We start from the raw sequence: 16,180 nt of genomic DNA on the forward strand, positions 1-16,180 counted from the left end.
AAGCCCGATGTTTGGACAGCAAAGTGAATTTTCAAGGGGTGTCTGTCCAAAGAAGCCTAATGTTTGGACAGCAAAGTGAATTATCGAGGGGTGTCTGTCCAAAGAAGCTCGATGTTTGGACAGTAAAGTGAATTTTCAAGGAATGCGTGTCCAAAGCCGCCCCTATTTCTGACAGCTTTTCAGAAAACTGATGCAATCGAGTCAGAAGTTTCTTAAGTTTAATAGGCAGCCCAATTATTCTTATTTTACCTTCAAAGATGGTGATGTATTGAAAGTGTCACATTCGTTGGGAGAGAGAGCCCTTCAGCTGTATTCTCTCCTGGCAATCCTCATTGCGGCATTCGCACTTTTTTATTATATAAATCCTTATATCTCTTCTTTTGATGCGGCTGATTTCGCGCTGGCCATCAACAGGTTTGACCTACTGGCGATGCAGCCGCATTTTCCTGGATATCCATATTTCATCCTTGGAGGAAAAATAATCTCTTTTTTTACAGACAACCCGGCCAAGGCGCTTTCGCTTTTCAACGGGCTTTTTTATGTAACTTCTTTATACCCTGTCTATAGGATGTTCAAGTCGCTTGGTACAGGAAATTACAGCATCCTCGCTACCGCGGCTCTGTTTACATCCAGTTTCCTGCTTGTGTCCGTCAACCAGCCGATGTCGGAAGGCGCCGCCCTTGCGTCATTATGGTGGTTCCTTTGGAGCCTGCAAACCGCTTTTTTAAAACCGGCAAAAAAAACAATTATCCCCACTTTGTTCTGGCTGGGAATCCTCCTTGGAATCAGGCTTTCCTATATTCCATTCGTATTGGGACCCGGCTTGTTGTTGTTGCGGGAATGGCGTTCCCGGGGCTTGAAGGCTGGAGCCCTAATCCGGTACGCGGCAATTGCATTCCTGTTCCAGCTAATTTGGGTTGCGGGGCTGATTGCCACTGAGGGAAGCATAAAGGGATTTTTTACTCTAGCGCTTTCGTTTACGGGCGGACATTTCGAGGAATGGGGCGGAACCGCGGCGAGTTCTTCTGCGCCTATTTGGGAGAGGTTGTATACCCTTGCGGCAGGGAACATGTTTTGGACAGGCATGTCCGCACATTCCATCTTTCTTGCCTGCCTATTTGGAATCCTTGCCATAATAGGATTGTATCAAATAACGATTAGCAAACGGCTCCCGGATCGTTTTGCCATAATTCTCATCTGGCTGTTTTCCGCGTACTTCCTTTGGGCGCTTTTTGCGCAAAATATTGAGAAAGCCAGGCATGCCCTTCCGTTATCGGGGATGGCCATCATCATTTTGATGGCGGTTCTTTTAAAAGAAAAGCCTGGCAAAGTAGTCACGATACTATGCACCTTGCTCGTCGCCGCCCAGGCCTATACGGGGATAAAATTGCTGCGGATGCAGTCCGCGGAGCCCCCGGCTGTTTATCAGGTGGCTGAGTATGTGGGAAGCATGGGGGAAAAAGTAATGGTGTACACACATGAAGAGTCACGCGTTTTCGATTACCTTCGGGTTCCATTTTCACATAAGAAAATTTTCACCTATGATGTATTCTTGTATGATTCAGGGTTATATGAAGATTATACAATCCTGCTGACGGGGAAAGTGGCTGAAGGCTTTATGGAGCAGGGAGTGGACATCCATGGTAAAATTGAAGAAGCGGGGGAGTTTCATTCAAACCCGCTATTTGAGCCGATCTACAACGATATAACCTTATATAGATGGAAAAAGAATTGAGAGGGGGCGGCCGGCCAAATGAATGAAATTATCAAGCAAAAACTCGCGCTGCTGCCGGACCAGCCTGGATGCTATTTGATGAAGGACAGGCAGGGGACGATCATTTATGTGGGAAAGGCAAAGGTCCTGAAAAACAGGGTGCGCTCGTATTTCTCGGGTTCGCACGATGCGAAAACGCAGCGTCTTGTAGGGGAAATCGAGGACTTTGAATACATTGTCACTTCATCCAATATTGAAGCGCTCATCCTTGAACTGAATCTGATTAAGAAACATGACCCCAAATACAATATCATGCTCAAGGATGACAAGACGTATCCGTTCATCAAGCTGACGGCCGAGCGGCATCCGAAGCTGATTATCACAAGGAAGGTGAAGCGGGACAAAGGGAAGTATTTCGGTCCCTACCCGAATGTCCAGGCGGCCAATGAAACGAAAAAGCTTCTCGACCGGATTTACCCGCTCAGGAAATGCGCGACACTCCCCGACCGCGTCTGCCTTTATTATCACCTTGGGCAGTGCCTTGCGCCTTGCGTAAAACAGGTGCCTGAATCGGAGTATAAACAGATGACCGATGAAATTACAAGGTTCCTGAATGGCGGCTATAAGGAAATAAAAAAAGAGCTGACCGAAAAAATGTCCCAGGCCGCGGAGCAGCTTGATTTTGAACGGGCCAAAGAATTCCGCGACAAGATAGCGCATATCGAAGCGACAATGGAAAAACAAAAAATGACGACGACCGATTTTACCGACCGGGACGTTTTTGGATATTTCGTCGATAAAGGCTGGATGTGCGTCCAGGTGTTCTTTGTGCGCCAAGGAAAACTGATTGAACGGGATGTCTCCCTGTTTCCCGTATACGGTGAGCCGGAGGAGGAGATGCTGACATTCCTGGGTCAGTTTTATTCAAAGGCAAACCATATTAAGCCAAGGGAAGTCCTCATCCAGGACAGCGTCGACTGCCCGATGGCCGAGCAGCTTCTCGAAGTAAAGGTTCTTCAGCCGCAGCGCGGGCCAAAGAAGGATCTCGTCAAGCTTGCCGTGAAAAATGCACAAATTGCCCTCAATGAAAAATTCTCACTCATTGAACGAGATGAGAACCGGACAATCAAAGCGGTAGACAATCTTGGCGCGCTCCTTGGCATCCACCCCCCGAACCGGATTGAGGCCTTCGACAATTCAAACATCCAGGGCACGGACCCAGTATCTGCGATGGTTGTATTCATGGATGGGAAGCCGTATAAAAAGGAATACCGCAAATACAAAATCAAATCGGTTAAAGGCCCGGATGATTATGAATCGATGCGGGAAGTCGCGAGGAGACGATACACCCGGGCATTGAAGGAAGGCCTACCGCTGCCGGACATGATTATCATCGATGGTGGAAAAGGGCATGTCGAAGCGGTCCGGGATGTTCTAGAGAACGAGCTTGGGCTTGATATTCCGCTCTCTGGACTCGTAAAGGATGAAAAACATAAAACATCCCAGCTTCTGTTCGGAAATCCATTGGAAATCGTCCCGCTGCCGCGCAACAGCCAGGAATTTTACCTGCTGCAGCGAATCCAGGATGAAGTCCACAGGTTTGCTATTACGTTCCACAGGCAGCTCCGCGGAAAGAGCGCGTTCCAATCAATTCTTGATTCCATACCAGGGATAGGCGAAAAACGGAAAAAGCTCCTTCTTAAAAATTTTGGTTCGGTGAAAAAAATGAAGGAAGCGACACCGGAGGAGATCATTCGTCTTGGCATACCGGGGCCAATCGCCGAAGAACTCTTGAAAAAATTGAACAGTTAGGGTTGGCGAATAAAAAAAAGCTGTGCTATAATGATGGTTAATTTCATATACTATCACTTTGAATTCTAAAGTGAAGGTAGAGGCGCGGGCTTCAAGAGTATAAATCCGGAGAAGAATGGATTCCATGAAGGATTTTGAAAGGGGAGACCGCCGAAGCGGCGAATGGATCCATTCCGGACGCTTGCTGGTCCTGCATTGAATAAGTGCAGGATTGTCAGGGTTTACTAATCCTGGAGGGCTATCTCACATAGATGCGTAGAACAATCACGTATCCGGGCAATGAGATGACTCTCATTGCCCTTTTTTATTTGTGCAGATACCTTACTTCAAAAAATGAAAACAGCAAAGGAAAGTAGGGGGAACAGTGGCGATTATTGTACAGAAATTCGGCGGCACCTCTGTGGGAACGCCGGAACGGATCATGAACGTGGCAAGGCGTGTAATCGAAGAATGCGAAAAAGGCAACCGTGTTACGGTCGTCGTATCGGCGATGGGGAAAACGACGGATGAACTTGTGGGACTGGCAAAACAAATTACCTCGTCCCCTTCAAAAAGGGAAATGGACATGCTCCTTTCCACCGGTGAGCAGGTGACCATTTCACTGCTATCGATGGCGCTGAATGCGCTCGGTATGGAGGCAGCTTCATTTACAGGCTGGCAGGCCGGGATAAAAACTGAAGATGTTCACGGGAACGCGCGCATTATGGATATTGATCCGCAACGGGTGCGGGAAGTGCTTGAGGCTGGAAAAGTGGCCATCGTCGCCGGGTTCCAGGGGGTTACATCCCACGGGGAGATCACGACGCTAGGACGCGGCGGTTCGGATACGACAGCCGTTGCCCTCGCCGCAGCCTTGAAAGCAAGCCGCTGCGATATTTATACGGACGTTACAGGTGTATTTACGACAGACCCTCGGGTTGTGAAGAATGCGAGAAAGCTGCTTTCTGTATCCTATGACGAGATGCTTGAGCTAGCCAATCTCGGTGCGGGTGTCCTTCATCCAAGGGCCGTTGAATTCGCAAAGAACTACGCCATCCCGCTTGTCGTGCGATCCAGCATGGTAAAAGAGGAAGGGACACTTATTGAGGAGGAAGTATCCATGGAAGAAAATTTAATTGTTCGCGGTGTTGCATTTGAAGATCAAATTACACGGGTATCCGTAATCGGGCTGGCGGAATCGCTGAACGGCCTTCCCGCAATCTTTGCTTCACTTGCCAAGAATGGCATTAACGTGGATATTATCATCCAAAATATTACCGGCAATGGGACGGCGAACCTTTCCTTCTCTATCAAAACTGAAGATTTAGAGAAAACGATCGAGGTGCTGGAAGCTAGCAGGAAAGCTTTGGGCTATGGAAAAATTGAAACGGAAACCGGCCTCTCGAAGGTATCGATTGTCGGGTCCGGAATGGTATCGAATCCGGGCGTAGCCGCGCAAATGTTTATCGTCCTGGCGGATAACGGAATCCGTGTAAAAATGGTGAGCACATCGGAAATAAAAGTTTCGGTTGTAATCGAAGATAAATTCATGGTTCCCGCGGTTGAAGCTTTGCATGATGCCTTTGCCCTATCAGGCAGCGAAATCCATGCATAGATAAACGGAAAAAGCCCCCTTCTTAATGTGAAGGGGGCTTTTTCACTATGCTCCGATGGGATCCTTGCTATCCCACTTTACAGTGAAAACAGCGATACGGGAGCGTTTGACTGGATGCTCAAAGGCCTCCGCGGTAACGCCTTTTTGCATTTCGATCTGCTGGGCGAGAAATCCCGCTTCGAGCTGGAAATATGCCTCGGCTTTGGACGGTACCCGGGAAGGAAGCATCACGGCTTCCAATTCGAATTCCATTTCATTTTTTGATTCTTTTCGGATGTCCAGGCTGCCCCAGGAGGCTCTCACAAAAAAGGCCTTTACTTCATCAATTGTTTTAAGCGGATATTTTCTGGCAAGGAGTTTTCCTGCCCAATAAAGAAGTTCAGGGGCGTTTTTGCCAAGTAGTTCAGGCAAAAGGATTTCCCTGATCAATTCATAGCCAAATTTGCTTACAGTTTCAGTTGGCACAGTTTCAGTCGGCTGCAATTCAGAAGCGGTATGTTCTTTCAAAGGACTCCCTCTCTTTCTATCATTCTATTATATACATTTTTTCAACGCAGTAAGCCTAAAATTTATAACCAATTCCGTTTTTGGACAGTTCCTCCGGATGGAACCACAAATACCATTTGGCAAAAACATAACCCGCTAAGCAGAGGATTGCCGCAACACAAGGACAACCCTATATTAGTATATTTTCAACTTTTCTTTTATGGAAGAAATAATGTATACGTTTCCTTGACGCTCCCATCCAGTGGGAGTAAAATGAACATGTCACACGAATGTAACGGAAGGTTCATAACTTTTTCACAATGATGATAGGTTTATATTCTATGAGGGGAGCCTTCATCGTATTAACTAGGGGGTATGATTATGGCGGGTAACAGAGAGTTTTTTAACCGCAGGCTGCATTCGCTTTTGGGAGTCATTCCGGTTGGGATTTTCCTCATGCAGCACCTGCTCGTGAACTATTCTGCAACAGGAGGTCCGGAGTCCTTCAATAAAACTGCAGACTTTATGGGAAATCTTCCTTTCAGGCTTGTCCTGGAAACCGTAGTGATTTATTTACCTTTGCTATACCATGCAATTTATGGACTTTATATCGCTTTTACAGCAGACAATAACCCGGGCAGATACGGTTATTTCCGTAACTGGATGTTCACGCTCCAGCGTATTACTGGTATAGTTACGCTGATATTCGTCAGCTGGCACGTCTGGGAAACCAGGGTTGCGGCGGCATTTGGCGCGACTGTAAATTATAACATGATGGCAGACATTTTAAGTTCTCCTTTCATGGTTGTTTTTTACTTCTTGGGCGTTATTTCTACTATTTTTCACTTCGCGAACGGGCTCTGGTCATTTTTTGTCAGCTGGGGAGTCACTGTGACTCCACGCTCACAAAGGATTTCCACCTATTTTACAATTGGCCTATTTTTTGCCCTTTCCTTTGTCGGGATTCGCGCCTTGCTAGCGTTTATGTAATCTGAAAAATTAGGTCGGACCTGATAGATTAGGAATTAATTAGGGAGTGAGTCAAGAATGGCAAAAGGAAAGATCATTGTTGTCGGAGGCGGACTTGCAGGTTTGATGGCCACCATCAAGGCGGCTGAAGCCGGGACACAGGTGGAATTGTTTTCGCTTGTACCGGTAAAGCGTTCCCACTCCGTTTGTGCACAGGGCGGCATTAATGGCGCCGTCAATACGAAAGGTGAAGGCGACTCCACATGGGAGCATTTTGACGATACTGTCTACGGCGGCGATTTCCTCGCCAACCAGCCTCCTGTAAAAGCAATGTGCGACGCGGCGCCTGGCATTATTCATTTATTCGACCGCATGGGGGTTATGTTCAACAGGACGCCTGAAGGTCTTCTTGATTTCCGCCGATTCGGCGGCACACAGTACCACCGCACCGCATTTGCCGGAGCGACAACCGGCCAGCAGCTTCTTTATGCGCTCGATGAGCAGGTCCGGCGTTTTGAAGTGTCCGGCCTTGTAACAAAGTATGAGGGCTGGGAATTCCTCGGTGCCATCGTTGATGAAGAAGGGACTTGCCGCGGAATTACGGCGCAGCAGCTTACTTCCATGGAAATCAAGGCGTTTCCTGCGGACGCCGTCATCATGGCGACTGGCGGGCCAGGGATTATTTTTGGAAAATCGACGAACTCGATCATCAACACCGGTTCGGCAGCGGCGATTGTTTACCAGCAAGGCGCTTACTATGCGAACGGCGAATTCATCCAGATTCATCCGACAGCAATCCCGGGGGATGACAAGCTTCGCCTGATGAGTGAATCCGCCCGCGGTGAAGGCGGCCGGATTTGGACATACAAGGACGGGAAGCCTTGGTACTTCCTTGAAGAAAAGTATCCTGCATACGGAAACCTTGTTCCAAGGGATATCGCGACGCGTGAAATCTTTGATGTGTGCGTAAACCAAAAGCTTGGCATTAACGGCGAAAACATGGTCTACCTTGACCTTTCCCATAAGGATCCGCATGAACTTGACATCAAGCTTGGAGGAATTATCGAAATCTATGAGAAGTTCATGGGCGACGATCCACGCAAGGTTCCTATGAAAATTTTCCCTGCGGTCCATTATTCAATGGGCGGCCTATGGGTTGATTTTGACCAGATGACAAACATACCTGGCCTATTCGCGGCCGGGGAATGCGATTATTCCCAGCACGGCGCGAACCGCCTCGGCGCTAACTCGCTCCTTTCGGCTGTTTATGGCGGAATGGTTGCGGGGCCGAATGCTGTTCGCTATATCAACGGCCTTGAAAAGAGCGCGGATGCGGTTGAAGCATCTGTGTTCGATAGCCATGTCCGTGAAGAAGAAGCGAAGTGGAACAACATCATGTCGCTTAATGGAACGGAGAACGCCTATGTCATCCATAAGGAGCTTGGCGAATGGATGACGGACAACGTAACGGTTGTACGCCATAACGACAAGCTGCGCCAGACGGATGAAAAGATTCAGGAACTTCTTGAGAGATATGACAATATAAATATCAATGATACGGCAAAATGGAGCAACCAGGGGGCCGCGTTTACCCGACAGCTTCAGAACATGCTCCAGCTGTCCCGAGTCATCACTATCGGGGCATTGAACCGTAACGAGAGCAGGGGGGCCCACTTCAAGCCTGAATTCCCTGACCGTGACGATGAAAACTTCCTTAAAACAACGATGGCCAAATTCACCGGCCAAAAATCGGCTCCGGCTTTCCATTATGAAGAAGTCGACACTTCATTGATCAAGCCGCGCAAGCGCGATTACTCGAAACAGAAAGGGGAGTAGAAACGGATGACTGAAACTATGGCAGCCGAAAAGGCTTCAGCAGCAGTGAAGACAGTTAAGTTTATCATCACACGCCAGGACACACCGGATTCCGCCCCTTATGAAGAAACGTTTGTCCTGCCTTATAGACCAAATATGAATGTTATTTCCGCATTGATGGAAATCCGCAGGAACCCGGTCACTGAAGACGGGAAAAAGACAACCCCGATCACTTGGGAAATGAACTGCCTTGAAGAAGTTTGCGGTGCCTGCTCAATGATCATCAATGGGAAACCGCGCCAATCGTGCACCGCGTTGATCGACAAGCTTGAACAGCCGATCCGTCTCGCACCGATGAAGACATTCCCAATTGTCCGCGACCTTCAGGTTGACCGGAGCAGGATGTTTGATTCCCTTAAAAAGGTCAAAGCATGGATCCCGATTGACGGAACGTATGATTTGGGCCCTGGACCGCGCATGCCTGAGACAAAGCGCCAGTGGGCATATGAATTGTCAAAGTGCATGACGTGCGGCGTCTGCCTTGAGGCTTGCCCGAATGTGAACAGCAAGTCGGACTTTATTGGCCCCGCCCCGCTGTCCCAGGTGCGCCTGTTTAACGCACATCCAACTGGTGAAATGAACAAGGCGGAAAGGCTGAATGCCATCATGGGTGATGGAGGGCTTGCGAACTGCGGCAACTCGCAGAACTGTGTCCAATCCTGCCCGAAAGGCATTCCACTTACGACCTCAATTGCCGCGCTTAACCGCGAAACAACATTCCAGTCGTTCCGCAACTTCTTCGGAAGCGACCGGGCTTAAGAGAATAGGAAACTTTAAAGCTGTCCCGGCATGGTGGGGCAGCTTTTTGTATTTCGGACAACTGAGGGCGTTATTGGCAAGGTTATGGGCGGCGGTATGCCGATGACGGCCATTTTGTTATAATTGAAGAAACAAAACCGGGAAGGGGGAGGCATTTGAAAGGAAAGACGATATTTCCAATGATGTTTATCATCGCGGGCATCGCGGTTATCATAGTTGGCGGTTTTCAACTCGCCGAGACCCAGATGGAAAGCGGCCGGTCCCTTGAGGAGGCTAAAAGGCTCGTCACAAGCGGGTCGTTTGAAGCGGGGGCGGATAAGCCCGGGGATGTGCCGGCAGTGGAAACTCCCAAACCCGGTTTCGGGGAGATTGTCGGCCTTCTCGAAATCCCCGCAATAAACTCCGAACTTGCGATTGTCGAAGGGACCGACCCAGATGACCTGAAAAAAGGCGTCGGCCATTTTCAAGGTTCCTACTTCCCCGGAGATGGCGGCCAGATTGTTCTTTCAGGCCATCGGGATACCGTATTCAGGCGGCTTGGCGAGCTGAAGGCAGGGGATGTTTTAAATATCCGAATGCCCAAAACAGAAACACTATATGAAATCACAGGAACGAAAATAGTCGATGCGGATGACCGGACAATTATTACACTGCAGGATGACATGGAAGAATTGATCCTAACCACTTGCTATCCTTTTAGCTATGTAGGAAATGCCCCAGAAAGATATATCATTTATGCAAAGCCAGCAAACGGCGGCTGACCTATTAGATTTCATAATTCATACTGTCTTGCTTCCTAAAGTGTCCATTGAATACTATAATGAAATGAATGAGCATTCACTTTAAAAGGGGGATGGACATGGCGAGGATTGGCTATATTGCCTCCATGCAGGAATGGGAGCAGGAATTCAAATTTTACTCTCCGGTAAAGGTCCGTTTTTCGGAAACCGATATGTATGGGCATCTGAATAATACAGTTCCCTTTACGTATTTTGAAATGGCTCGGATTGAATTTTTCAAAGAAATCGGCTTCATGGGGAACTGGCTGAAACCTGGATATCCCTTTATTCCCGTGGTCGCTGATCTTCAGTGCGATTTTCTCAAACAAGTATTTTTTGATGAAAAATTAAGGATTTACGTAAAGGCCAACAAGATCGGCAATTCGTCCGTGGATCTCCATTATATGGGTAAAAATGAGGCGGGAGAAGTATGTTTCACCGGCCGGGGAACAATGGTTCAGATTTCACGGGAAACCGGCAAAGGCGCGCCATGGACGGATGAAATGAAAAACCTTATTTCCAAAACGTAATCCGCTAAACTTCAAGTAAAATCAGTCACTTATGAAGCATTGTTTACATACTATATCGTGACTAAATATATACCCATCCCACGGTTCACAACTGGCGAAGGCAAGGAGGGTTACAATACTTGAAGGATAACGGATTCAGCCATAAACCATTACTCACCAAACGGGAAAGAGAAGTTTTCGAGCTGTTGGTACAAGACAAAACAACAAAGGAAATCGCTGGTGATCTTTATATAAGCGAGAAAACGGTTCGGAACCATATATCTAACGCCATGCAAAAGCTTGGTGTGAAAGGGCGTTCCCAGGCAGTTGTAGAGCTCCTGAGAATGGGAGAACTTGAACTGTGATACTGACCGGCTATCCGTCCTGGAGGCCGGTCTCAATTTTGAAAAACGCAGTTTCCCTTGAATTTTTATCGGAAAAAGTAGAAAATAAAAGTAACCATGGGGATTATAAGGCAAAGCTGCTTCCCCAAGGTTCCATGATGGGAGTGGTCAAAAATGAAACAGGCTGAAACGGAAAAGCTTGATATGAATATAGTCGCAAGCATCGAGAAGGACCTTCGTTACATAGCGGGCATTATTAAGCAAAAGGGCAGGGAGATGCTCAGCAATTACACAATTACACCGCCACAATTCGTCGCGCTTCAATGGCTTCGTGAAGATGGCGATATGACAATCGGCGAGTTATCGAACAAAATGTACTTGGCGTTCAGCACCACGACCGACCTAGTCGACAGGATGGAGAAGAACAGCCATGTAATGAGGGTAAAAGATCCAAAGGACCGCAGGGTTGTAAGAATCCACCTTCTTGAGGAAGGCGAAAGGATTATCGATGAAGTTATCAAAAAACGCCAGGATTACCTGGAGGATATATTAAAGAACTTTACATCGGAAGAAATTCAGCTTTTACACGGCAACATGAATAAATTGCATCATGAAATGCGCGGAAAATGAGGCGAGAGGTTTGGAACAGCCAATAGGGATCATTGATTCCGGGGTAGGCGGCCTGACAGTCGCCAGGGAAGTGATGCGTCAGCTTCCCAAAGAAAAGATTATTTACCTTGGAGATACGAAAAGATGCCCCTACGGACCACGCCCGGTCCATGAGGTGAAAAAATTCACGTGGCAACTGACGCGTTTTTTGCTTAAAAAAAACATTAAAATGCTTGTCATCGCCTGCAACACCGCGACCGCAGCCGTACTGGATGATATCCGCAGGGAGCTCGACATCCCGGTTGTCGGCGTTATTTACCCGGGAGCGAGGGCGGCAATCAAGAATACCGATAACTACCACATTGGGGTCATCGGGACGATTGGTACGGTAAAGAGCGGAGCGTATGAAAAAGCGCTTAAATCGCTGGTCAGCAGGGTTTCGGTCCAAAGCCTCGCCTGCCCAAGGTTCGTTCCGCTTGTCGAGAGCGGTGAAGTGGATGGGGAACTGGCCAGAAGGGTTGTTTCCGAGACGCTTCAGCCTTTGGTTGGTGAAAAGCTTGACACGCTCATCCTCGGATGCACCCATTATCCTTTGCTCGAGCCTCTTATTAAGGAAGTAATGGGCAGTGGCGTGAAGGTGATCAGTTCCGGGGATGAAACAGCCCGCGAAGTGAGTACGATCCTTGATTACAGAGGGATGCTTGAAACAGGTGAAGGGCAGCCAAAACATGAATTTTATACAACAGGTTCGGATTTGATTTTCACACGGATTGCATCCAGCTGGCTTGGCTATGATGTGGAAGGCGTAAGGACAATCAAATTGGATTAGGGACAAGCTTCCGGATTAGGGGGCTTGTTTTTTGTTGAGGAGCTTTTTCGTCGTGACATTCGAGGGGCAAAATCCGGATTTGATGTCATTCAAGGCGTGTTTGTGTGACATTTGAACGGCAAAATCCGGGGTAGATGTCACTCAAACCCTGTTTGCGTGACATTCGAAGGGCAAAATCCGGATTAGATGTCACTCAAGGCGTGTTTGCGTGACATTTAATCGGCAAAATCCGGATTGGATGTCACTCAAAACTTGTTTGCGCGACATTCGAAGGGCAAAATCAGGATTGGATGTCACTCAAACCCTGTTTACGTGACATTCGAAGGGCGAAATCCGGAGTAGATGTCACTCAAACCCTATTTGCGTGACATTTGGACGGCAAAATCCGGATTGGATGTCACTCATACCTTGTTTGCATGACATTCGAAGGACAAAATCCGGGGTAGATGTCCCTCAACCCCTGTTTGCGTGACATTTGAACGGCAAAATCCGGGACAGATGTCACTTAATACTGGATACAGCAGATTTATTTATTTTTCCTGGACAGGAATTTCTTTTTGGGGCCTGGTCTATTTTTCATAAGGGCTCGTATACATGTAGTACAAACTGTCTCAGGAGGGATTCTCATGTCCAATAATAAAAAAGCAGTCCTGGCATCGGCTGTCCTCGTATCTTCAATCGCGTTATCGGGGTGCGGGCTGTTTGGAGCGGAAACGGTGAAAAAAATCGACCCGCCAAAAAGTACGGCGTATACAAAGGACAGCGGCCTGGCAAGCTCCACCAAGGACAATGCGGCCCCTGTAACCGAAGAAACAGTCAAAACGGAACTCTATCTCATCGATAAAAATGGATATGTCGTTTCGCAGACCTTGAACTTGCCGAAAACAACCGCCGTTGCGACCCAAGCTGTCAAATATCTTGTCGAGAACGGGCCGGTCTCTGAAATGCTGCCTAATGGGTTCAGGGCTGTTCTTCCAGCCGATACGGATGTTTCGGTGAACATCGCGAAGGATGGAATAGCGACTGTGGATCTTTCAAAAGAATTCAAAAACTATCAGCCGGAAGATGAGCAGAAAATCCTTCAATCCCTGACCTGGACGCTAACACAGTTCGATTCCGTCAAAAAAGTGAAACTGAAAATGAACGGCCATGAACTTACTGAAATGCCGGTTAATGGCACTCCAATCAGCGATACCTTATCACGGGAATCCGGCATCAATATCGACTCGTCCGGAGTATCGGATCTTATGAATACAAGGCCGGTTACGGTTTACTATATCGGCGGGGAAGAAGGTTCCTACTATTATGTGCCGGTGACACGCCGCGTCAGCAACACTGTTGGCAATTCAATTGAAGCCGCTGTGATGGAACTTGCGAAAGGCCCATCCTCCACCAGCCTGGACAGCCTTTTTATGAGTGATGTTAAGCTTGTCGAAAAACCAAAAGTTGAGGACGGGAAGGTTACACTGAACTTCAATGAGGCGGTTTACGGCGCCTTTGATAAGAAAATCATTTCCCAGCAGCTCCTTGATGCACTCGTATTGTCACTGACGGAACAGGAAGGAATCAAAGAGGTCGCAGTCCAGGTAAACGGAAAGGCGGAGCTTGTCCGGGAGGATGGGAAAAAACTCGCGGAGCCGGTAACGCGCCCTGAAAAAGTGAACACTGGCAGTTTTTAAATCAAGAAATTTGTTATACTATATAATGAAATGAAAGAGGTTGGCCTAAAAAAGCCGCCTCTTCTTTATTGATGAAACACAAACCGGGTACGCAGGGAGGAAATGGAATGCGTTTTGATGGCAGAGAGCCGCTGCAATTAAGGCCGATACATATTGATACAAATTTTTTGAAACACCCAGAAGGGTCTGTATTGATTTCGGTTGGGGATACAAGAGTCATCTGCACCGCCAGCATTGAAGAAAGGGTTCCTCCCTTTATGAGGGGCGAAGGAAAGGGCTGGATCACAGCCGAATATTCCATGCTGCCGCGCGCGACAGAGACACGCAACATCAGGGAATCTTCCAAAGGAAAGGTTTCAGGGCGGACAATGGAAATCCAAAGGCTGATTGGCAGGGCGCTCCGCGCGGTTGTCGACCTTGAAGCGATTGGCGAAAGAACGGTCTGGATTGATTGCGATGTCATTCAGGCGGACGGCGGAACAAGAACCGCGTCAATCACAGGTGCCTTCGTTGCCATGGCGGTCGCGTTAAATGGCTTGGTTGAGAAAAAAGCGATGGCCCGCTTCCCGATTACCGATTTCCTGGCCGCAACAAGTGTCGGGATTCTGGCGGATGGACAACCGGTACTTGATTTGAACTATGTCGAGGATTCTAGCGCTGCGGTGGACATGAATGTCGTAATGACGGGAAATGGGGAATTTGTCGAATTGCAGGGAACTGGGGAAGAGTCTACTTTTTCCCGCGCCCAGCTTGCGAAAATGCTCGAGGCGGCGGAAACAGGTTTGCTGGAATTGTTTGAAAAGCAAAGAGCTGCGCTTGGCGAAGCCATTTCGGGTAAAATAGACAACAGAAGGAATAAGTAGGCAGGGAGGAGGCAGTACGTTGAAAGAAGTAATTATTGCAACAAAAAATCCGGGGAAGGCGAAGGAGTTTGAAGCCATTTTTGCCGAAAGAGGGATTCAGGTCCTGACGCTTTTGGACTTCCCGGACGCCCCGGATGTTGAGGAAACAGGAACAACCTTTGCGGAAAATGCCATCCTGAAAGCGGAAACTATTTCGCAAAAGCTTAAAAAGGCCGTAATTGGGGATGATTCGGGTTTGATTATCGATGCCCTAGATGGCCGTCCCGGCATTTTTTCGGCGAGGTATGCGGGAGAACAGAAAAACGATGACGCAAATATCGATAAAGTGCTTTCCGAACTGAAGGGAGTTCCCGAGGATAAGCGGACAGCCCGTTTCTTTTGCGCGCTTGCCATGGCGGTGCCCGGAAAAGAAACGATAACGGTCGAAGGGACATGTGAAGGCAGGATTCTGGAGGAACGCCGGGGCACGAATGGCTTTGGCTATGACCCAGTTTTTTATGTACAGGGATTGGGCTGTTCGATGGCCGAACTTTCAAAGGATGAAAAAAATGCAATAAGCCACCGCGCCAATGCATTGAAGGCCCTTGAACGTGTCCTTAATTCTGCGGAAGCAGCAGAAAGGTAATGAGGAAGGTTCTTGTTGTAAGCGACAGCCATGGTTTGGAGGAGCCGCTTACGGCCATAAAGGAAAAGCACCCCGATGTGGACGTATTCATCCATTGCGGCGATTCGGAACTGCCGAAAAATGACGAAGCATTGGAAGGCTATATTACGGTTGGCGGGAATTGTGATTTTCACCCCGGTTATCCGAACGAGGAACTGGTCGAAGTGGACGGACTCAAAATTTTCGTCACCCATGGACATCTTTACTCGGTGAAATCCACGCTGATGAACATCCAGTACCGGGCGCGTGAACTAGGCGCAGACATCGCCTGTTTCGGCCATTCCCATTTGCTTGGGGCTGAACTTTCAGGCGGGATCCTGTTCCTGAACCCAGGAAGCATCAGGCTCCCAAGGGGACGGAAAGAGAGAACCTATCTCATCTTGGGAATCGATGGCCGCACTGTTGATTTATCTGTTCATGATTACGAGAGAGGGGAACTTCCTGATCTTCACAGGGTTTTCCAACATGAGCTGTAAAAGGAAGGGGCAGATTTTGCCCCTTTCCCATCAAAAATTCGTTGACAACTAATTGCTTGCCTACTATAATAATAAATGTTGTCGCACTTGCCGGGGATGTAAATTTTCTATGCCAGAGCGATGAAGGAAATTATTTTTCATGTCCCAGTAGCTCAGTCGGATAGAGCATACGCCTTCTAAGCGTACGGTCGGGAGTTCGAATCTCTCCTGGGACGCTTT

The 16,180-nt window shown here is 48.1% G+C and carries 16 protein-coding genes, 1 tRNA gene and 1 riboswitch; of the genes, 16 read left to right on the plus strand and 1 reads right to left on the minus strand.

The genetic code is table 11. The features are described 5' to 3' along the window. Window positions 1–286 precede the first annotated feature (286 nt). The 3 genes from DRW41_RS14665 to DRW41_RS14675 all read left to right on the plus strand — a co-directional run bounded on the left by DRW41_RS14665 (window position 287) and on the right by DRW41_RS14675 (window position 5,120). A complete protein-coding gene (locus DRW41_RS14665) occupies window positions 287–1,735 on the plus strand; it encodes a hypothetical protein (RefSeq protein ID WP_115452753.1) in 1,449 nt (482 codons plus the stop codon). A gap of 18 nt (window positions 1,736–1,753) precedes the next feature. After that, window positions 1,754–3,526 carry an excinuclease ABC subunit UvrC gene (gene uvrC, locus DRW41_RS14670; RefSeq protein ID WP_115452754.1) on the plus strand — a complete coding sequence of 591 codons (1,773 nt, stop codon included), beginning with the start codon at window positions 1,754–1,756 and terminating at the stop codon, window positions 3,524–3,526. A 69-nt stretch (window positions 3,527–3,595) separates the two neighbouring features. Then, window positions 3,596–3,775: riboswitch (Lysine riboswitch) on the plus strand. A 115-nt stretch (window positions 3,776–3,890) separates the two neighbouring features. Continuing rightward, the gene (locus DRW41_RS14675; RefSeq protein WP_115452755.1) at window positions 3,891–5,120 is read left to right on the plus strand and encodes an aspartate kinase; all 1,230 of its coding nucleotides are present in this window, start codon (window positions 3,891–3,893) and stop codon (window positions 5,118–5,120) included. Window positions 5,121–5,165: 45 nt separating this feature from the next. On the opposite strand, the gene DRW41_RS14680 is transcribed toward DRW41_RS14675, so the two are convergent. Then, window positions 5,166–5,627 carry a YslB family protein gene (locus tag DRW41_RS14680; protein WP_245959446.1) on the minus strand — a complete coding sequence of 154 codons (462 nt, stop codon included), beginning with the start codon at window positions 5,625–5,627 and terminating at the stop codon, window positions 5,166–5,168. Between the two features lie 360 nt (window positions 5,628–5,987). Here DRW41_RS14680 and DRW41_RS14685 point away from each other — a divergent pair, with 360 nt between their 5' ends. The 13 genes from DRW41_RS14685 (at window position 5,988) to DRW41_RS14745 (ending at window position 16,176) form a co-directional block, all read left to right on the plus strand. Next, window positions 5,988–6,596, plus strand: a complete 609-nt coding sequence (locus DRW41_RS14685) for a succinate dehydrogenase cytochrome b558 subunit (protein WP_115452756.1) — start codon at window positions 5,988–5,990, stop codon at window positions 6,594–6,596. A 57-nt stretch (window positions 6,597–6,653) separates the two neighbouring features. Beyond that, window positions 6,654–8,411 carry a succinate dehydrogenase flavoprotein subunit gene (sdhA, locus tag DRW41_RS14690; RefSeq protein ID WP_115452757.1) on the plus strand — a complete coding sequence of 586 codons (1,758 nt, stop codon included), beginning with the start codon at window positions 6,654–6,656 and terminating at the stop codon, window positions 8,409–8,411. A gap of 6 nt (window positions 8,412–8,417) precedes the next feature. Continuing rightward, complete coding sequence (gene sdhB / locus DRW41_RS14695; RefSeq protein WP_245959447.1) at window positions 8,418–9,209, plus strand: succinate dehydrogenase iron-sulfur subunit; 792 nt, start codon at window positions 8,418–8,420, stop codon at window positions 9,207–9,209. 179 nt (window positions 9,210–9,388) lie between these two features. Next, window positions 9,389–9,970: a class D sortase, LPxTATN-specific gene (srtD, locus tag DRW41_RS14700; RefSeq protein WP_115452802.1), complete on the plus strand. Its 582-nt coding sequence runs from the start codon at window positions 9,389–9,391 to the stop codon at window positions 9,968–9,970. A gap of 98 nt (window positions 9,971–10,068) precedes the next feature. Then, a complete protein-coding gene (locus tag DRW41_RS14705) occupies window positions 10,069–10,518 on the plus strand; it encodes an acyl-CoA thioesterase (RefSeq protein ID WP_115452758.1) in 450 nt (149 codons plus the stop codon). A 119-nt stretch (window positions 10,519–10,637) separates the two neighbouring features. Then, window positions 10,638–10,862, plus strand: coding sequence for a helix-turn-helix domain-containing protein (locus DRW41_RS14710; protein ID WP_048825928.1), 225 nt, complete (start codon window positions 10,638–10,640; stop codon window positions 10,860–10,862). 153 nt (window positions 10,863–11,015) lie between these two features. Further along, entirely contained in the window at window positions 11,016–11,471 is a 456-nt protein-coding gene (locus DRW41_RS14715; RefSeq protein WP_115452759.1) for a MarR family winged helix-turn-helix transcriptional regulator, read from the plus strand. Between the two features lie 10 nt (window positions 11,472–11,481). Next, entirely contained in the window at window positions 11,482–12,279 is a 798-nt protein-coding gene (racE, locus tag DRW41_RS14720) for a glutamate racemase (RefSeq protein ID WP_115452760.1), read from the plus strand. A gap of 626 nt (window positions 12,280–12,905) precedes the next feature. Then, window positions 12,906–13,958 (plus strand): GerMN domain-containing protein, encoded by a 1,053-nt coding sequence (locus DRW41_RS14725; protein WP_115452761.1) that lies wholly within the window; start codon window positions 12,906–12,908, stop codon window positions 13,956–13,958. A 107-nt stretch (window positions 13,959–14,065) separates the two neighbouring features. Next, window positions 14,066–14,821 (plus strand): ribonuclease PH, encoded by a 756-nt coding sequence (rph, locus tag DRW41_RS14730; RefSeq protein WP_115452762.1) that lies wholly within the window; start codon window positions 14,066–14,068, stop codon window positions 14,819–14,821. 19 nt (window positions 14,822–14,840) lie between these two features. Further along, window positions 14,841–15,446, plus strand: coding sequence for an XTP/dITP diphosphatase (locus DRW41_RS14735; RefSeq protein WP_115452763.1), 606 nt, complete (start codon window positions 14,841–14,843; stop codon window positions 15,444–15,446). Then, window positions 15,446–15,961 (plus strand): metallophosphoesterase, encoded by a 516-nt coding sequence (locus DRW41_RS14740; protein ID WP_115452764.1) that lies wholly within the window; start codon window positions 15,446–15,448, stop codon window positions 15,959–15,961. The genes DRW41_RS14735 and DRW41_RS14740 overlap by 1 nt, the downstream gene beginning before the upstream one ends. Window positions 15,962–16,102: 141 nt before the next feature. Further along, window positions 16,103–16,176, plus strand: a tRNA-Arg gene (locus DRW41_RS14745). Window positions 16,177–16,180: the final 4 nt, after the last annotated feature.

Origin of the sequence: Neobacillus piezotolerans, from assembly GCF_003362805.1 — a bacterium.
Taxonomy (GTDB): domain Bacteria; phylum Bacillota; class Bacilli; order Bacillales; family Cytobacillaceae; genus Bacillus_D; species Bacillus_D piezotolerans.

Coding starts and splice junctions, on each gene's coding strand:
- uvrC (WP_115452754.1), top strand. CDS start 1,754: ATGAATGAAATTATCAAGCAAAAACTCGCGCTGCTGCCGGACCAGCCT.
- DRW41_RS14685 (WP_115452756.1), top strand. CDS start 5,988: ATGGCGGGTAACAGAGAGTTTTTTAACCGCAGGCTGCATTCGCTTTTG.
- sdhA (WP_115452757.1), top strand. CDS start 6,654: ATGGCAAAAGGAAAGATCATTGTTGTCGGAGGCGGACTTGCAGGTTTG.
- sdhB (WP_245959447.1), top strand. CDS start 8,418: ATGACTGAAACTATGGCAGCCGAAAAGGCTTCAGCAGCAGTGAAGACA.
- srtD (WP_115452802.1), top strand. CDS start 9,389: ATGATGTTTATCATCGCGGGCATCGCGGTTATCATAGTTGGCGGTTTT.
- DRW41_RS14705 (WP_115452758.1), top strand. CDS start 10,069: ATGGCGAGGATTGGCTATATTGCCTCCATGCAGGAATGGGAGCAGGAA.
- DRW41_RS14715 (WP_115452759.1), top strand. CDS start 11,016: ATGAAACAGGCTGAAACGGAAAAGCTTGATATGAATATAGTCGCAAGC.
- DRW41_RS14725 (WP_115452761.1), top strand. CDS start 12,906: ATGTCCAATAATAAAAAAGCAGTCCTGGCATCGGCTGTCCTCGTATCT.
- rph (WP_115452762.1), top strand. CDS start 14,066: ATGCGTTTTGATGGCAGAGAGCCGCTGCAATTAAGGCCGATACATATT.
- DRW41_RS14740 (WP_115452764.1), top strand. CDS start 15,446: ATGAGGAAGGTTCTTGTTGTAAGCGACAGCCATGGTTTGGAGGAGCCG.